We start from the raw sequence: 17380 nt of genomic DNA, 5'->3' as shown, positions 1-17380 counted from the left end.
GGTTTGTTTTTGTTCTGAATTTCTCAATTCAAAGATGTCTTTACCAAAAGACTCTTTTTTATAAGAATTTTCAGGGTTTTAAACACTGTTCAATCTTTCATTTTCAAGGTTCAGTCTGTTGCTTGTTCTCATCAGCAACTCGTTCATTATATCAGAGCCGTTTGATTTTGTCAAGCACTTTTTTCAAAAAGTTTTTCGAAGCATTTCGCTTCGCTTTTTTGTGTTGCTCAACAGCAACTTTGGTAGTATATCATGTTGTTTTCAGTTTGTCAACAACTTTTTTATCCTATCTTTTCTGCTGTCCTCACTGCTCTCGCAGTGGTATATACTATACCATGCCTGTCAGATTCTGTCAAGCGTTCTCGTTCACTTTTTTTATTTTTTGTGTAATATATAAACAGTAACCTATTCAAGTCGACGCAGTCATCGATTTGGTGCATGATTCTGAGTTCTAAACTGCCCAGGCTACCCCAGACAGTTCAGAATACTCATGATTAACCAGTTAAACAGATTGTGCTCATAGAGAAACGTCAGGCACACGCTCCCCTGAATCTGTCCAAGAACCGGCTGTACCCACCCGGCAGACGAACAGGCACGGACAAGAAGCGCGAGCGTCCACACGATAAAAAGCCCCTCAAGTCCTCCGGCAACTGCTCCTGCAAGCTGATTGACTCCCGACAGGATCGGAAGTCTCGAGACCAGATTCAGGCAGATCCCGATTCCCCGCAGAAGAAAGAACGCCACCGCGAAGACCAACACGGACACAATCAGATTCAGCACCATACTCGAGAGGGAGCGCTCCAAATAACCCCAGAACGCATCCACCCCAAGCAATTTATAAATCTCATAATTATTGTTCGCCAAAAGCGCATCTTTCATCTGAGACGGAAGATGAAGCTGTCCGATCAACTCTCTCTGTTGCGCCGGAAGCAATTCTCCGAGTTCTGTCCCGGGACCTCCTGCAACTTTCAGCAATGCCTTTCCTATCACAGAATAGAGATTGGTATGTTTTCGCAACAATCCCGTCACATAGGGAACTGCAATGCGGGCAGAGACCAATCCAATGATCAGAGAAGAGACTGTGAGAATCTTATGAATCAAACCGCGGTAATGACCATACAGAATCATTCCAAGCAAAAAGACCGCTACCGCCCAGAAAAGCCAATGATCCATGATTTCCTTCATTCATCAGCCCTCTCTTCTCAGCACCAGTTTTTCAATCGCCCATGCAACTCCATCTTCATCATTCGATGCAGTCACATAATTGGACGCCTCCTTGATCTCCTCTTCTGCATTTCCCATTGCGACTCCGACACCAGCCTTCTTCATCATCGTCAGATCATTTCCACCGTCACCAAATCCCATCGTCTGCTCCGGTTTGAGTCCCAGATGCTTGGCAAGACGCAAAATTGCATCTCCCTTCGTTGCTCCGAGCACATTGATTTCCAGATTGTCCGTAAATGAAGAACTGATGACTACATCGCCTCTCGCCTCAAGTGCCTTTTTTGCACGTGCTCTCTCCTCAAGATCATCAAAAAAGTAATTGATTTTTTCGGCCGGAAGATTTAACTGGCGCACTTTCTCCATCACATCCGGCACAACCTTTCTTGTAGCACGGATCATTCCCTGAAGCGTCGCCGGAATCAAGAATGACTCCAGATTTTTGAGAAATCTCTCCTCACCGAACGCCTCTCCATTTACATAGACATCGTACATGGTATGAAACTGTTGCGCCATCTCAAGAATCTCGAGCGCCTGCGTGCAGGTTAATTTTCTCTCGTCAATGATCTGATGCTCCTTGACATCCTCCACGACTGCTCCATTTGTCGTGATCGCATAGCGAATGCCCGGGAATTCCCGGATGAAATCAGGGATTCCTCCCCAAATTCGTCCGGTACACGGCACTACATGAATTCCACGGCGCACACATTCCTCAAGAACCGACCGGTTTCGGTCGGACAGTCTCTTCTGACTGTCCAGAAGAGTTCCATCCAAATCCAGAGCAATTAACTTGATATCCATCTTTCTCCCCTTAATATGATGCAAATAATCTTACAGCGTACACCTAGTACATAGATTTCGCTAGATTTCGCGTAAACTCCCTCCGACTTACAGAAGTCAGAGCTTTCTGCTTAAATAAAATGCTCTTCCTTCAGAATCAACAGACCATCCTTGTCATACTTGGAGGAAAACAGTCCCTTTAAACGATTTCCCATCGAAGGCTTCTCTGCGCGATCTGCGGCTTCCTCGATCAGATCCTCCGCTGCCGTCTTCGTCAACGCAATTCCATCCTCTTCCATGATCTCGATTCTCTCATAGAGTGCAAGCATGCTCTTTCCGGTGATGCTACAATCGATATCCGATGCATATTTGCAACAGTACTGTGCAAACTCATCGATATCCATCTCTGCACCATCATCCTCCGGATAATCTTCCTGCTCATACTCTGGATCCGGGTCCGGAGCGCGCATTGCACCGTCGGTTACCGGCTCAACCTGTCTCACCGGACGTTCTTCTTCCCGCTCAAACTCAAAGCCGTCATTTCTTTCCGGTCTTTCCAGTCTTTCTGATCTTTCAATTCTCTCCGGCTCTTCCTTCTTGGAAAGTTTTACGGTTGCAGTTGCATTTACCTTCGCTTTTGCCTTCTGAGCCTCTGCGTATCTTCTGCCATCCTCATAGTAATCCGGCTCTGCACTTCTACCTTCGGATTTTCTATTTCCACCATCACCAATCGGCGGAAGCTCCAACTCAATCTCTGTCTGCTGAGACTTCGCCGGATGAGCTTCTGTCATCTGCACTGCCTGTGCCCGAGAAACTGATTTTTCCGCCGGACGCACTGCTGAGGTTCCGGAAACATGGTGAAGGCTCTCCTCTTCTCTTCCACTCTCACAGGAAATACGCTCAAAACGAGCTGTGAGGAATGGATTCTGGCGATTCATCGTCTCCATCTGTTTCGGATTATCGATCAGGAGAATTCTCATTCCCGTCGTGTCGCGCTCAATCATCTGATCCAGCTCTTTCAGCATTGCAGAGGTCAGATCGCCTGCCTCCTCGACAATCAGATCCTTTCCTGCCAGCTTGGAAGCACTTGCAAGAATTCCTCTCTTGTTCAAGCGGGAACCTGTAATCTTTGCAACCGGGTTCTTTCTTCCGCTCTCTCTGTGAATCTCCTTGAGCATCTTGACTGCAAGCTCAAGTCCCTTCTCCGGAGTGCGCGCCTCAATCATCAGATAATTCTTGATGCTCGGCTCTGCCTCATCCTCCTCGTCGAGATCTTCGACGATCATCTCCGGCTCTTCGATCTTAACTGCCTTCTCTGCAATTTTTGAAGTTGCAGAAAACGCGCTCGATGAAGATCCCAAAGTGGATGATGTCGCCGGTACCGGAGATGGAGCACGGCGAATCTCGCTGAGCACTCTGGTCTTTCCAAGATCAGAATCTTCCTGAACCGGAAGATCTTTTAAGCGGGACATTTCCCGCGCCAGACTCTGCTCAACCTCCGCCTGCTTCACTGCAACTGCAATGTTCTCCTTCTCATACGGCAGATCCGGCTTCGGAAGCGGAATCTCCTCCGAGATTTCTTCCGGTTCTGCAACCATAGTCGGTGCGGTCACTCTCTGTGCGGTCTCCGGCTCGACTTCTTCCTGAACCTCCACACCCATATCCTGACTCGGGGCAGACTCCTCCCCAGCAACAGCATTTGCGGACTCGCAAACCGAACTCTCGGATTCTGCCACTGTGCTCTTTGCCTCAGTCTCAGCATCCTCGTTTCCATCTACATTTGCTACTTCTGCTACTTCTGAACTTGCCACTGCAACCGGGGCTGTCTTCTTTGTCGCCGTCTGCTCCGCTTTCTCTGCCGTTTCTGCATTCACAGTCTCCACAGGAGCCACAGCTTCTGCGTCTGCGTCTGCCTTCTCAGACACCTGAACCTGATTCTCGTTCTGATTCTCGGTCTGAACAGATTCAGCCGTCTTAGCAGTTTTAACACTCTCAGCCATCGCTGTGTTTTCTACTTCTGCAACAGCTTCCTCATTCTCCTCAAACTGCTCATCCTGAAGAAGATCTGCATCATCCACCTCATCAGAATCATTCTCCATCTCAAGAGATGCCATTCCATCACCGGATGCAAAGGACTGCTCCACAGCGCGCAGTTTCTCCTCATACTTGTCACGGTTCTCCACAAGATCTGTCTGGTACTTGTTGAGCGGTGCATACTGAACTTTCAGCTCCATCGCCTTGTCCACGTATTTGCCCAGACCAAACATCAGCATGATCTTATCGCAGGTTGCAACACAGCGCTCAGCATTTCCTGCCTTCTGATAAAGCTCGGCAAGCTCGTACAGCCACTTCTCATCAAGCTCCTCTGCATTGTAGCTCTCGAGAGAGTGAATCTGCTGTTCCAACGGTGCGTTCATCTGCTTCAGAATCTTATAGCGCAGTAACTGCTGGCGCGGATCATCTCCCGCCAAATCACAGAACTCCCGATAATAATCCTCTGCCTCCTTGATATTGCCCTCTTTGAGTGCCAGATCGGTCAGCTTGTACAGCAGACGTTTTCCGATCGGGGCACGCTCAAATGCCAGAAGCAGAATGTCCTTGGAATCCTGATACTCTCCGTTTTTCTCATAAATTGTCGCAACCATTGAAAGCAAATTGGCATTGCGAACCTTCTTCCAGTCAATCGTGTCTGCAATCTTCATTGCCGTCTCATAATCTCCACGATTGACGAGCTTTCTCATCTGCTCTATTTTTATGTTAAACTCATACTTATCCATCTTATGCACTCCTCATCCGCATTCCATTTTCCTTACATTTGCGATTTTTATTGCACCTGCCATCTCTAATGCACCTGCAAGTTCCAGTACTCCAGTACATTCGCGATTTCTATGCACTGCACTTTCTATTCGCGCTCTCGCATCTCAAATTAAAGTGGAATACGGCCCTCCAGCGCCCTTGAAAGGGTCACCTCATCTATATATTCCAGATCTCCGCCAACCGGCACTCCGCTCGCAATTCGCGTCACACGAATTCCCGTCGGTTTCACCAGTTTGCTGATATACATCGCTGTCGTCTCGCCCTCAAGACTGGAATTGGTCGCAATGATCACTTCCTTCACATCGCCCTGAAGACGTTGCATCAGCTCTTTTAACTTGATATCATTTGGTCCGATTCCCAGCATCGGGGAAATCGCTCCGTGCAACACATGATAGACCCCGTTATATTTTCCGGTCTTCTCATATGCAGCAAGATCTCTGGTATTTTCCACTACCATAATCGTTTTATGATCTCTCCGATCACTGCTACAAATCGGACAGAGTTCCTGATCAGTCAGTGTCCAGCACTCCTTGCAGTACCGGATATTGGCTTTCGCCTCTGTGATTGCCGAAGCAAGGCTATCCACCTGCTCCTGTGGCATATTGATGATATGAAAAGCAAGTCGCTGGGCGGATTTATTTCCCACGCCCGGCAACTTTGACAGTTCTTCCATTAACCGCGTAATCTGACTGCTATAATAATCCATCTTAGAACGGGAATCCTCCGCCCAGACCGCCAAGTCCGCCGGTCAGTTTCGACATCATTGCCTGAGACTCCTCATCTGCCTTGCGCATTGCCTCGTTTGTTGCTGCGACAATCAGATCCTGAAGCATCTCGATATCGTCCGGATCTACAACTTCCTCAGAGAGTGCTACGGAGAGAACCTCCTTCTTTCCGGAAACGGTCACGGTCACAGCTCCGCCACCTGCGGATGCAGAGTACTGCTTCTCCTCAAGCTCCTTCGTCGTCTCCTCCATCTGTCTCTGCATTCTCTGTGCCTGCTTCATCAGATTGTTCATATTGCCCGGCATTCCGCCCGGGAATCCACCACGCTTTGCCATGTGTTTTTCCTTCTCTTTCTTTTCTATATTTTTCTGAGACGGGTTTTAAATTAAAATAAATATCTTCCCGTATCGCTTCTATAAAATCTTCTTTAAAATCTTCTTTAAATTTTTCTTCAAACGAAATAAATCTGAGACTTTTCTCTAGTCCTCCACCTGAATCTCCATGTGGATCGCCTCTTTGAGTTCCTCGTCGCTGACATAAATCGTGTTTAAGCGCTCGCCTTCCTCTCTGAGACGTGTCTTGAAATAAATGTCTTTCCCGTATCGCTCTTTTACATGTTTTTCAAGCTCACCGAGAATCGTCGGTCTGCTTCCAATCTCATAATTGTCGCGAATCGAAAAGACGATGCAGAGACAGCTCTCTCCGCTCGGCTCAAGAATCGTGTCGCGAAAACTCGGTCGAATCGCTCCTCCGAGCTCCCGGATGATCTTTCCCCACTCCTGACGGATCAGGTTCAGATCCTCGAGCTGTGCCTTCGGAATTGCCACCTGTTCAGGCGCAACTAAAGCAGACTGCGAGACCATCTGCATCCCGTCACCGCCTGCGACCGGGTTCCCCGAAAATCCGGAAATCTCTGCGCCAGCACCAGTCTGTGCGCCGGCAATGCCATTTCCCGGATTTCCGTTTGCCATTCCTGCCATCTGAACATTCATCTGAGCACTCATCCGGGCGCTCATCTGTTGCATCATCGCCTCCGTCATCACCGGAGTCTCATCAAGACGTTCCTCAAGCTCATTCAAGCGTTGCAGGATCGAATCAAGATTCTGCTCCATCTGAGGCTTCGTCAGCTTGATCAGCGCAATCTCAATCAGCACGCGCTTCTGACTCGCATAGCGAAGCTGACCGGAGAGTTCCGAGAAAATGCGGATGTAGCGCATCAGGGTCTCCCCCTCAATCATCTGCGCCTCTTCCCGAAGCTGATTCAAGTTTTCCTCCGACATCTCAAGCATACTCTCTGCGTCATCCGTCGTCTTTAAAATCAGCAGATTTCGCAGATACCAGATAAAGTCGATGACGAACTGTCCGAGCTCGCGTCCCTGAATCACCATCTCCTCAAGCTGTCTCATGCACGCAGTCGTGTCCTTCGCGATCACAGCGCGCAAAAGGGCACTGAAAACGGACGTGTCGACAGCGCCGAGCACATCGAGGACGTTGTCATACGTCAGGAGTGTGCCATAGTGAAATGCCACACACTGATCGAGAAGACTCAGCGCATCTCGCATCGAGCCGTCGCCAGCCTTAGCGATATAACGCAGTGCCTTCTCCTCGACCTCGATCTTCTCCGCGGTCACAAGTTCGCGCAGACGGGTCGCAATCGTGTCAATCGTAATTCGCTTGAAATCATAGCGCTGACATCTCGAGAGCACGGTGATCGGAATCTTGTGCACCTCCGTCGTCGCCAGAATAAAAATTACATAGGACGGCGGTTCCTCGAGTGTCTTCAAAAGTGCATTGAATGCCCCGACAGAAAGCATATGCACCTCATCGATGATGTAGACCCGGTATTTTCCCTCCGTCGGCGGATACTGGACCTGCTCACGGATTTCACGGATATTTTCTACACCATTGTTGGATGCCGCATCAATCTCCACCACGTTCATGGAACTTCCGCTCAGAATACTCTTGCAAGTCTCACATTCGTTGCACGGGCTTCCGTTGACCGGATGTTCACAGTTGACAGCCCTCGAAAAAATCTTTGCAATTGAAGTCTTTCCGGTTCCTCTCGTTCCACAGAACAGATAGGCGTGACCGATTCTCTGGCTGATGATCTGATTTTTCAGTGTCTGTACAATGTGATCCTGACCGTAGACATCATCAAATCGGACAGGACGCCATTTGCGGTAAAGTGCGGTGTATGACATAATGTTCCCTCAATTCTATTCGTCTCCGAAACTGATTCCCACCATCTTTGCTTCCTGAATCATAGCGCAGTTCGGATCGACGGTCTTTAAGCGTCCGGCAACTTCCTCCAACGGAATCTCTGCGATCTCGTTGTTTTTCACAGCTACCATATAGCCATATTTTTTATTCTGAATGAGCTTTGCTGCCTCAGCTCCAAGGCGAGTCGCAAGCACGCGATCGTAAGGACTCGGCTCTCCACCTCTCTGCATGTGACCAGGAACCGTCACGCGGACTTCCTGACCGGTCATCTCGGTGATCTTTGCGCCAAGCTCATAAGCAACAGACGGGTAAACCAGTCCGCTCTTTTTCTTTTCTTTCAGTTCTTTCTTTGTCAGTCCGGCATCCTCTTTTGAGATTGCGCCCTCTGCGACAGCAAGGATCGAAAAACGCTTGCCCTGACGGGTTCTCTCTCTGAGTGCGCTGATGACAACATTGATATCATATGGAATCTCCGGCAGAAGAATGATATCTGCGCCTCCGGCAATTCCTGCATAAAGAGTCAGCCAGCCAACCTTATGTCCCATGACCTCGACGATGAAGACACGTCCATGGGAAGCTGCGGTAGTGTGGATGCAGTCAATCGCATTTGTTGCCACGTTGATCGCACTCTGAAAACCAAACGTGATATCGGTTCCCCAGAGATCGTTGTCGATCGTCTTTGGCAGAGAGACAATGTTGAGTCCTTCTTCTCTCAGGAGATTCGCAGTCTTCTGGCTTCCGTTTCCACCGAGAACCACAAGACACTCGAGTTTCAATTTGCGGTAGGTGTGCTTCATCGCTTCCACCTTGTCTAAACCATTCTCATCCGGAGTCCGCATGAGCTTAAACGGCTGTCTGGAAGTTCCGAGAATCGTGCCTCCCTTAGTCAGAATTCCTGAAAAATCAGATGGTTTCATGATTTTATAGTCCGCATACATCAGACCCTTGTAACCATCCTCAAATCCTACAATCTCCACATCCTCATACATCTTGTATAAAGCCTTTGCCACACCACGCATGGTTGCATTCAGGCTCTGGCAATCTCCGCCACTTGTCAGCATTCCTACTCTCATGGAAGACACATCCTTTCTCTTTGCTCTCTTTGAATGTTATCCGATCCTATCATGTTACTGTTCACACACCCTGCAAACAGCAACGGTTTTTGCTTATTTTCTCAAATTCTTTTTAAAATGGGCGAGACTTCACCCATTTTGATATTATACTCCAACAAATTCCCGTTTGTCTATCAATTATTATCTCCGTTTCTTACGGTTTCTTGAATAAAACCCAAAAAGAATGTGCCTTGGCACATTCTCGCGCCGAGGCGCGGTTGCTTCAACAACCATCTTCCCATGCGCCGAGTGCGCATCCTTGCGGAGCATTTTTTGTTTTATAGGATGCAATTTCCTATAAAACAAAAGAGAAACCTGACAGCCTCTCGGTCTATCAGATTCCTCCACCAATTCTTAATATCATGATCAATATGTAATATATCGATTTTTATAATTAAATCCGCGCATCCCGCTTTGTATAAGGCTCACAGGCGTTACCCTGACAGCCAGCTCGGCCCAGGCTCCCTTACGGCACACAGAAGGTCCCACTTAGTGCTGCTGCATTCCTGCCCTGACACGGTTCATGAGGTTCTGTTGCGTAAGACCCAAACGTCAACGCCGCTTATCAGGGGCAGCCCTGCAAGTCCATATCCGAGGCGGGATATCACCTCTGCTGGAGCGGATTGCAGATACAGGGCACCGCTATCTCCCCGGCTGCGCGGAAACTTTATAACGTAGTCATTTGGACGACAACGCACTCTCATCTCTTTCACGTTGTCTCGTCTTGCGATCATTTTATTTTATGAACGCTGTTTTCTTAGTATACCGTTCCGTCCTCATTTTGTCAAGAAAAACGTTACTGTTCACACTCCCTGCGCACAGCAACAAATTTTGCAAACAAGTATCTATTTCTTTTTTCTCAGACCCAGAAAGAAATTCGTCAAGAGATCCGAACAGGTTTCTCCGAGAATTCCCTCTCTCAACTCTACCTGATGATTCAATCCTTTCTGGTGAAAGAGATCCATCACCGATCCGGCACAACCCGCTTTTGGATTTCTGCTCCCGATCACAACAGTCGGAATCCTCGCCTGCACGATCGCGCCCGCACACATCGGGCACGGCTCAAGTGTGACGTAGAGCGTGCAATCTTCAAGGCGCCAGTCCCCAAGTTTTGCGCACGCGCGCCGGATTGCCGTGACCTCCGCGTGGGAGAGCACAGTCTTGTCGGCATTTCGGCGATTGTATCCGCGGGAAATAATTTTTCCGTCTTTCACAATCACACAGCCTATCGGCACGTCACCAAGTTTTCCCGCCTTTCTCGCCTGACGAACTGCCTCCCTCATAAAACCTTCATCCGCCACTCTCTGCGCTTCCAAAACCTGCAAGCGACGCTGTTCTTCCTGACGCTTTTTTTCCTGTCTCTGCTCCCAACGTCTCTGCCTCGTTGCCTCGCCCTTTTCTCTCTCTGCCCGCTTCTGTTCCTCTGTCAAAATCACAGTCTCCACAGCCAGATTTTTATCACCCTGTTTTTTCTGATCCATCCTCAATTCCATCCTCGTTCTGTGCCGTTTCGTTTTTTCTAATATTTTTCTCTAAAATTCCTTTACATGCTTTCTGAGCTTCCCCTTCACTGTCTGTTTTGCTGTCCATCCCTGCAAACATGCAAAAAAGATCTGAAAAGAAAGTTCAGAGCCTTTTTTACAGACGAATCTCCGTGTACCAGTAACCAAACCGCCCATCCTGATCCGGCTGTTTTCTCGCAAGCACAAAATGCGGAAATCCAAACATGGATGCGAGATATTTTTCATTGCTGAAATAATGCCCCGGCACACCGAGCAGATAGCGGTACGGACCCTGTGGATTGTTCATCCTCGCAAGAATCAGATGACGGTAATTGTAATAGCCGTGCAGGAGAAAACTGTTATTCCCGTAATGCCAGATCTCGCGCGGTAAAAGTCCGATGTCCTGCGGGCGAATGGAAAGAATCTCACAGCCCTTCTCATAGTCAAATGCAAGCACACGGACATATCTGTGCTGAAGCTGTTTCCAGAGATGATCAGCTCCATTGTTCTCGCGCTCAAGGCGATCAAGTTCTCTGAGAAAATCGGAATTTTCGAGTTCCGGAAATGGCTCTGTCTCCGCCCGTTTCCGCTCTCCTTTTTTTCTATCATTGTCATTTTTCTGATCTTTGGAGGAATCTGCATCCTTTTGTGGAATGTTTTTCTTCGTCTCATTCCACCGCTCTTTTAGCTTTTCTTCGAGAACATTTTTCTCAGGTTTTTTTGACTCTGATTTTGGAGTTTCCGATTGTGGAAATTCTGCATCCGTCTCATTTGAAATGTCGTTCCCAAAATTATTTTCCATCGCAACATTTTGTACGGTGCGAATTGCGGAGGAGAGAAGCCCAGATGCCGTCCCGTTTCCGGAAATCGCCGTGCGAATTCCCGCCATCAGACGGGCGACCGTATCCACCTGCCCGAGCGTATTCTGGACAGAATTTGCCTGCACCGCACTCTGTTCCTCTTTTTTGAAATCTTCTTTTTCGAAATTCTCTCTTTTGAGATTCTCTTTTTTGAGATTTTCTTCGGGCAACACCGTCCGTGTTTCGTTCTTTTCTCCCCACGGAGCGACCTCGTTTTGTCGCACTTCCTCCGCTATCAGTTCTCGCTCGATCTCGCTCGAAATCGGAAGTTCCTCGTCGGCAACGTCCCTCTCTTGATCGACAGGATTCTGCTGGCTCTGATCCTCCGAGACTTCCAGATCTTCCAAACTTTCTGAACTTTGATCTACTGCATCCTTTTGATCTACATCCTTTTGATCTGCATATTTTTGATCCACATATTTTTGATCTTCCTGATCCGGAATATCCCTCGTCTCAGAATCCGTCTCGATAGCGTCGTTCTCCTCTTCTTTCTGCGCCGAATCTACTTCTGGATTTGGCTCGCTCTGCTTCCCTTCTGTTTGACTTTCTTTCTGGTTTTCTTCAACCCAAATCGCATTTTTCTGTTCTGCATCAATCTTTCTCTGGTTTTCCGCAGTCACATCCGCAAGCTCAAGCTCCGCAGTCTGAGCAACCGCATCCTCCCAGATCGTCGTCCAGCACTGCCATGCATTCTCCACATCGTGAATCGTGAGTCCATAGCACTGATCAATCCGGCATCCACTTCCGTCAATATTATCCGGATTCACCTGAGTGCGATATTCTCCCGCTCCATTCCGGATAAAAATTCGCCCCAGAAGCAATTCCTCTCCCGGGGTCAAAAGATACACGCCAATCTCGCCTCCGCCCACATAGACATGCTTCACATTTGCCTGAATCCGGCACTGTCCACCACGGATCTCAATCTTTGCATACCCGATATTTTTTCCTTTTACACTGCCCTCATACGCATATATGTATGAAATAAGTCTTCGATAATGAGACATGCCCTCACCCCTTTTTTCCGTCCACCCAGCGTCCATTTTCTCATGACTGAAAAACACTTTTTTCGTTTTTTGTGCTGTCATTTTTATGGACAACTCTCTGCTTTTCGCACAGAACCAGGATCGTCCTGCGCTCTTACATATCAAGTGTATGAGTGACATATCTCATTTATGATTTTTCTTTTAAGTTCAAGTCGACACAAGCGCCACCGGCGCTTTGCACGCTACGCGGAGCGTATAACTCAGTAGGCTCATTAGGGGAGACAGTCCCTTTCTGAGTTATGCTTCAACGAGAAGATCCGTCAATTTTGCAAACTGTTCAAGCGTCAGCGTCTCTCCGCGGACTGCCGGCGGAAGTCCCATGCTCTCGATTGCACTTGCAATCTGCTCCTTTGTGAAATGCAGATCCGACGCATTGTTGAGTCCGTTCTGCAACGTCTTTCTGCGCTGGTTGAACGACGCGCGAATCAGGCGGAACATCATCTGCTCATCCTCTGTCTGAACAGGCGCATCCTTGTGACGCGTCAGGCGAATCACCGCAGAACCTACACTCGGACGCGGGATAAAGCAGTTCGGCGGAACGTTTGCGACGATATACGGCTCTGCATAGTACTGAACCGCCAGAGAGAGTGCACCGTAATTCTTTGATCCCGGTCCCTCCTGCATTCTGTCCGCAACTTCCTTCTGCACCATAACCGTGATGTTGTCAATCGGGACATGGCTCTCAAAAAGTCCCATGATGATCGGCGTCGTGATGTAATACGGCAGATTTGCGACAACTTTGATCGGACGACCGCCGTTGTACTTCTCTGCCAGCTCTGCGATATCCACCTTCAAAATATCATTGTGGATCACGGTCACGTTGTCGTAGTCCTTGAGCGTCTCCTGAAGAATCGGGATCAGGTTGTTGTCGATCTCGACGGCAACCACACGTCCGGCTGACTCTGCGAGATACTGAGTCATCGTTCCGATTCCCGGTCCGATCTCAAGAACCATATCATCCTTCGTCACGCCTGCTGACGCGATGATTTTTTCCAGTACATGAGGATCAATCAGAAAGTTCTGTCCGAACTTTTTCTGAAAAGCAAATCCATATTTCTGTATTACTTCTATCGTATTTTTCGGGTTTCCAAGTTTTTCTCCCATCGGCAATTTTTACTCCTTCTTGTGTTCGGTTTTTCCCATCCAAAATGCGTTTTCATTGTATCAGCTTTTATGCCCCAGTGCAAGATTGCGACAAACACTTATGCCAGCTACTTACGGCAGGCGATACATCTTCTTCGCGTTCTGATTTGTCGCCTCAATCACCTGCTCCTCCGGAATCTGTTTGATCCGGCTGATCTCTGCAACCACATACGGCAGATTCAGCGACGAATTTCTCTTTCCGCGGTTCGGCACCGGGGAGAGGTACGGGCAATCCGTCTCAAGCACAATCCGGTCGAGAGGCATGTACTCCACAACCTCTTTCAGTTTTTTCGCATTATTGAACGTCAAGACTCCGCCGATTCCCAGATAGAATCCCATGTTCAGATATTCCTTTGCCTGCTCAAGGCTGTATGAGTAACAGTGAATCACACCGCCGATCTCTCCCGCCTTCTCCGCCTTCATCAGATCCATCGTGTCTTTCGCCGCCTCACGGCTGTGAATGATTACCGGAAGTTTTGTCTCTCTCGCGATCTCAAGCTGTCGCACAAACCAGTGTTTCTGCACCTCCGGTTCCGGCTCTTCCCAGTGATAGTCAAGACCGATCTCCCCGATTGCGACAACCTTCGGCTCTTTTGCGACGTGTCTCAGCCAGTCGATCAGATGGTCATTGAGTTCTCCGGTCTCATTTGGATGCACGCCAACCGCGCCGTAGACAAACGGATATTTTTTAATCAGTTCCAGTGTATTTTTTGTCGTCTGGATACTCGCTCCGACATTGACAACCGCCTCGATTCCGTGCTCCGGAAGACTGCGAAGAAGTTCATCTCTGTCATCATCAAAGGCTTCATCGTCATAGTGTGCGTGGGTATCAAAAATCATCCTTTTTTCCTCCTGTAAAATAGTTCTAAGTGTAAAATAATTCTAAGTGTAAAACAGTTCTAAGTGTAAAATAATTTAATTCGTAACCGTCTGTTCATTGCTTCCACAATCACAAGCAAAAATCTATTAAAAATTATCTTCCCCTGCGCCGAGTGCACATACGCGCGGAGCATTTTTTGTATAATCGGACGCAATTTCCTATCATATAAAAAAATACTCTGACTCAGAATGATACATGATACATTCCAAGCCAGAGCATTCTTATCCGAGGATTCTCGCAATTCCTGCAAGGAGCAGAAGGTGAAGCGGATAAAACGCATAGAAGAGATATTTCCAATTTCCTTTTCCCCGCTCCCCATTGTAAAAATAGATCAGGACAAACGCGAGCGGTGCGGAATTCTCCCAGAGAACGGACAGTGCGCCAAAGATTGCCTGCCAGCGCCGGTTTTCCCTGAGCGCATAAAGGAGCACAATCAGAAAGACTCCGAATGCCCCGTAATCACAGTCGACCATCATCGCCATCAGACAAAAGCCCCCTGCCGAGAGCACCTGAAAGACCGATTTTCCCTCACACTTTTTCCACGCGCTCATCGCGCCGATTCCGAGCAAAAGCGTAAAGGCGACATTCTGATAATCCCAGTAAAACGCTCTCCCGAAAATCGCCAGATCAAACGGAATCTCCGAGACACAGGCGAGCACGGCGATGCGCATCGCATAATCCTTGACACTTCTCGTGTGGACAAAGCCCTCAACCAAGAGAAAGCAGAAAATCGGAAACGCGAGACGCCCGATCAGGCGCATCGCAAGATCCAATTTCCACCACGGTCCCGGCTGGGCGAGCGCGAGAGCATAATCCACCCCCGCTGTCTGTCCGCCGAGAAACCGGTTCTCAATCAGCACAACCGCACTGTGATCGATGAACATCGTGATCATCGCAATCCACTTGAGTGCATTTCCGCTAAAATAAGCAGTGCCGGGATTTCCTGTTCTCCCGTTCTTCTGATTTGTCTGTGGTCTGTATGATCTGATTTGACTGCTTGTTCTATTTTGCGCAGTCATTTAGCAGATCTCCGCTCCTGCCGGCATCTTCTTCTCCGGAACCATCAGAGACAGATTTCCATCTGCATCCTCTGCGCACAGAAGCATACCCTCAGAGAGCACACCTGCGAGCTTTGCCGGCTTCAAGTTTACGACAACCATAACTTTCTTTCCGACCATCTCTTCCGGTGAGTAATGTGCCTTGATTCCGCTGACAATCTGCTTTACCTGGCTTCCGATCTTTACCTGAGAGCACAGCAGTTTCTTGGACTTTTTCACTGCCTCACACTTGATGATCTCGCCGACCTGGAACTGAAGTTTTGCAAAATCATCGTAGGTGATCTCCGGCTTTGCCTCGATGTCGATCACCGGCTCCTCGTCGGTCTTCTCCGGCTCAGCCTCAGCCTTTGCACTTGCCTGCATTGCCTCAACCTTCTCCATCACTTCCTTGAGATCCATACGGGCAAACAGGATCTCCGGCTTGTCGGTCACATGCTCACCTGACGGATACAGACCAAACTGGTTCATATCAGCCAGCTCACGCTTCTGTGCATGGAGCTGAGCTAAGATCTTCTCGGAAGTCTCCGGCATGAAGGACTCAAGCAGGGAAGCACCGATTGTGATTGCCTCGGTCAGGTTGTAGAGAACGGTTGCCAGACGATCCTTCTTCTCCTCATCCTTTGCAAGGGACCACGGCATCGTCTCATCGATGTATTTGTTGCAACGACGGAAGATGTTGAAGATCTCGGTGATTGCATCTGCAACGCGCAGATCGTTCATCTTTGCATCGGTCTTCTTCACAGACTCGAGAACCACATTCTTGAGATCCTCATCGACAGCCTCGCTCACGCCACCGTTTCTGACCTCTCCGCCGAAGTACTTGTTCGTCATCGAGATCGTGCGGTTTACCAGGTTTCCAAGGATGTTTGCAAGGTCGGAATTCATGCGCTCAACCATCAGTTCCCAGGAGATCACACCATCATTCTCGAACGGCATCTCATGAAGAACGAAGTAACGAACGGCATCCACACCGAAGAAGTCCACAAGCGTATCTGCGTAGAGCACATTTCCCTTGGACTTACTCATCTTGCCATCACCCTGTAACAGCCACGGATGACCGAATACCTGCTTTGGAAGCGGGAGATCGAGAGCCATCAAAAAGATCGGCCAGTAAATCGTATGGAAGCGGATGATATCCTTTCCGATCAGATGAAGGTCTGCCGGCCAGTACTTCTTGAACAGATCACCGCTCTCGCCGTCGCAATCGTAGCCAAGTCCGGTGATGTAGTTGGTCAGTGCATCCAGCCATACATAGGTGACATGCTTCGGATCAAACGATACCGGAATGCCCCAGGTGAAGGAAGTACGGGATACACACAGATCCTGAAGACCCGGGAGCAGGAAGTTGTTCATCATCTCGTTCTTTCTCGATACCGGCTGAATGAACTCCGGATGCTCGTTGATGTAAGCGATCAGACGATCTGCGTACTTGCTCATCTTGAAGAAGTATGCCTCTTCCTTCGCCGGCTGTACCTCACGTCCGCAGTCCGGGCACTTGCCGTCTACAAGCTGAGACGGAGTCCAGAAGGACTCACACGGCGTGCAGTACATTCCCTCGTAGTAACCCTTGTAGATGTCACCCTGATCATAGAGTTTCTTGAAAATCTTCTGCACCTGCTTCTCGTGATCCTCATCCGTTGTGCGGATAAATTTGTCGTAGGAGGTGTTCATCAGATCCCAGATTGTCTTGATCTGTCCTGCCACCTTGTCTACGAACTCCTTCGGCGTAATGCCCTCTGCTTCCGCTTTCAGCTCGATTTTCTGACCGTGCTCGTCCGTACCGGTCTGGAACCGTACATCGTAGCCCTGAGCCCTCTTATAACGGGCAATGCTGTCCGCCAGCACAATCTCGTAGGTATTGCCGATATGAGGCTTACCAGATGTGTAGGCGATGGCAGTTGTGATATAATATGGTTTCTTACAATTACAATCCTGATTCTGACACATGAGCCATTTTCCTCCAAATATATAAACTAAAGTACTCAAACTATATCACAATCCGTGGCAAAACTCAAGAA

General features: G+C 48.6%; 13 protein-coding genes, 1 other RNA gene and 1 pseudogene. All 15 read right to left on the bottom strand.

Annotated features, from left to right (window positions below):
- Positions 1 to 465 precede the first annotated feature (465 nt).
- Entirely contained in the window at positions 466 to 1185 is a 720-nt protein-coding gene (locus ACR0QT_RS10210) for a CvpA family protein (protein WP_432630683.1), read from the bottom strand.
- 3 nt (positions 1186 to 1188) lie between these two features.
- A complete protein-coding gene (locus ACR0QT_RS10205) occupies positions 1189 to 2022 on the bottom strand; it encodes a Cof-type HAD-IIB family hydrolase (RefSeq protein ID WP_432630682.1) in 834 nt (277 codons plus the stop codon).
- 110 nt (positions 2023 to 2132) lie between these two features.
- Positions 2133 to 4778 (bottom strand): hypothetical protein, encoded by a 2646-nt coding sequence (locus tag ACR0QT_RS10200; RefSeq protein WP_432630681.1) that lies wholly within the window; start codon positions 4776 to 4778, stop codon positions 2133 to 2135.
- 149 nt (positions 4779 to 4927) lie between these two features.
- Positions 4928 to 5524 carry a recombination mediator RecR gene (recR, locus tag ACR0QT_RS10195; RefSeq protein ID WP_432630680.1) on the bottom strand — a complete coding sequence of 199 codons (597 nt, stop codon included), beginning with the start codon at positions 5522 to 5524 and terminating at the stop codon, positions 4928 to 4930.
- A gap of 1 nt (position 5525) precedes the next feature.
- Complete coding sequence (locus ACR0QT_RS10190) at positions 5526 to 5879, bottom strand: YbaB/EbfC family nucleoid-associated protein (RefSeq protein ID WP_432630679.1); 354 nt, start codon at positions 5877 to 5879, stop codon at positions 5526 to 5528.
- A gap of 144 nt (positions 5880 to 6023) precedes the next feature.
- Complete coding sequence (gene dnaX / locus ACR0QT_RS10185; RefSeq protein WP_432630678.1) at positions 6024 to 7745, bottom strand: DNA polymerase III subunit gamma/tau; 1722 nt, start codon at positions 7743 to 7745, stop codon at positions 6024 to 6026.
- A 15-nt stretch (positions 7746 to 7760) separates the two neighbouring features.
- The gene (locus tag ACR0QT_RS10180; RefSeq protein WP_432630677.1) at positions 7761 to 8837 is read right to left on the bottom strand and encodes a 6-phosphofructokinase; all 1077 of its coding nucleotides are present in this window, start codon (positions 8835 to 8837) and stop codon (positions 7761 to 7763) included.
- A 439-nt stretch (positions 8838 to 9276) separates the two neighbouring features.
- Positions 9277 to 9538, bottom strand: an RNA gene (ffs, locus tag ACR0QT_RS10175) — signal recognition particle sRNA large type.
- Positions 9539 to 9721: 183 nt separating this feature from the next.
- Complete coding sequence (gene tadA / locus ACR0QT_RS10170) at positions 9722 to 10357, bottom strand: tRNA adenosine(34) deaminase TadA (RefSeq protein WP_432630676.1); 636 nt, start codon at positions 10355 to 10357, stop codon at positions 9722 to 9724.
- The gene (locus tag ACR0QT_RS10165; protein ID WP_432630675.1) at positions 10335 to 10466 is read right to left on the bottom strand and encodes a hypothetical protein; all 132 of its coding nucleotides are present in this window, start codon (positions 10464 to 10466) and stop codon (positions 10335 to 10337) included. The genes tadA and ACR0QT_RS10165 overlap by 23 nt, the downstream gene beginning before the upstream one ends.
- 48 nt (positions 10467 to 10514) lie before the next feature.
- Positions 10515 to 10913, bottom strand: a pseudogene (locus ACR0QT_RS10160) (DUF6128 domain-containing protein); the annotation flags it as partial.
- A 1605-nt stretch (positions 10914 to 12518) separates the two neighbouring features.
- On the bottom strand, positions 12519 to 13385 hold the full coding sequence (gene rsmA / locus ACR0QT_RS10155) for a 16S rRNA (adenine(1518)-N(6)/adenine(1519)-N(6))-dimethyltransferase RsmA (RefSeq protein ID WP_432630674.1): 867 nt from the start codon (positions 13383 to 13385) through the stop codon (positions 12519 to 12521).
- A gap of 111 nt (positions 13386 to 13496) precedes the next feature.
- Positions 13497 to 14264, bottom strand: coding sequence for a TatD family hydrolase (locus tag ACR0QT_RS10150; protein WP_432630673.1), 768 nt, complete (start codon positions 14262 to 14264; stop codon positions 13497 to 13499).
- A 261-nt stretch (positions 14265 to 14525) separates the two neighbouring features.
- Positions 14526 to 15323: a TraX family protein gene (locus ACR0QT_RS10145; RefSeq protein ID WP_432630672.1), complete on the bottom strand. Its 798-nt coding sequence runs from the start codon at positions 15321 to 15323 to the stop codon at positions 14526 to 14528.
- Positions 15324 to 17309, bottom strand: a complete 1986-nt coding sequence (metG, locus tag ACR0QT_RS10140; RefSeq protein WP_432630671.1) for a methionine--tRNA ligase — start codon at positions 17307 to 17309, stop codon at positions 15324 to 15326.
- Between the last annotated feature and the right edge of the window lie 71 nt (positions 17310 to 17380).

Source organism: Brotaphodocola sp., from assembly GCF_050873365.1.
Lineage (GTDB): Bacteria > Bacillota > Clostridia > Lachnospirales > Lachnospiraceae > Brotaphodocola.
The sequence above is the reverse complement of the archived record's forward strand: the minus strand, read 5'-3'. Positions and strand labels throughout refer to the sequence as shown.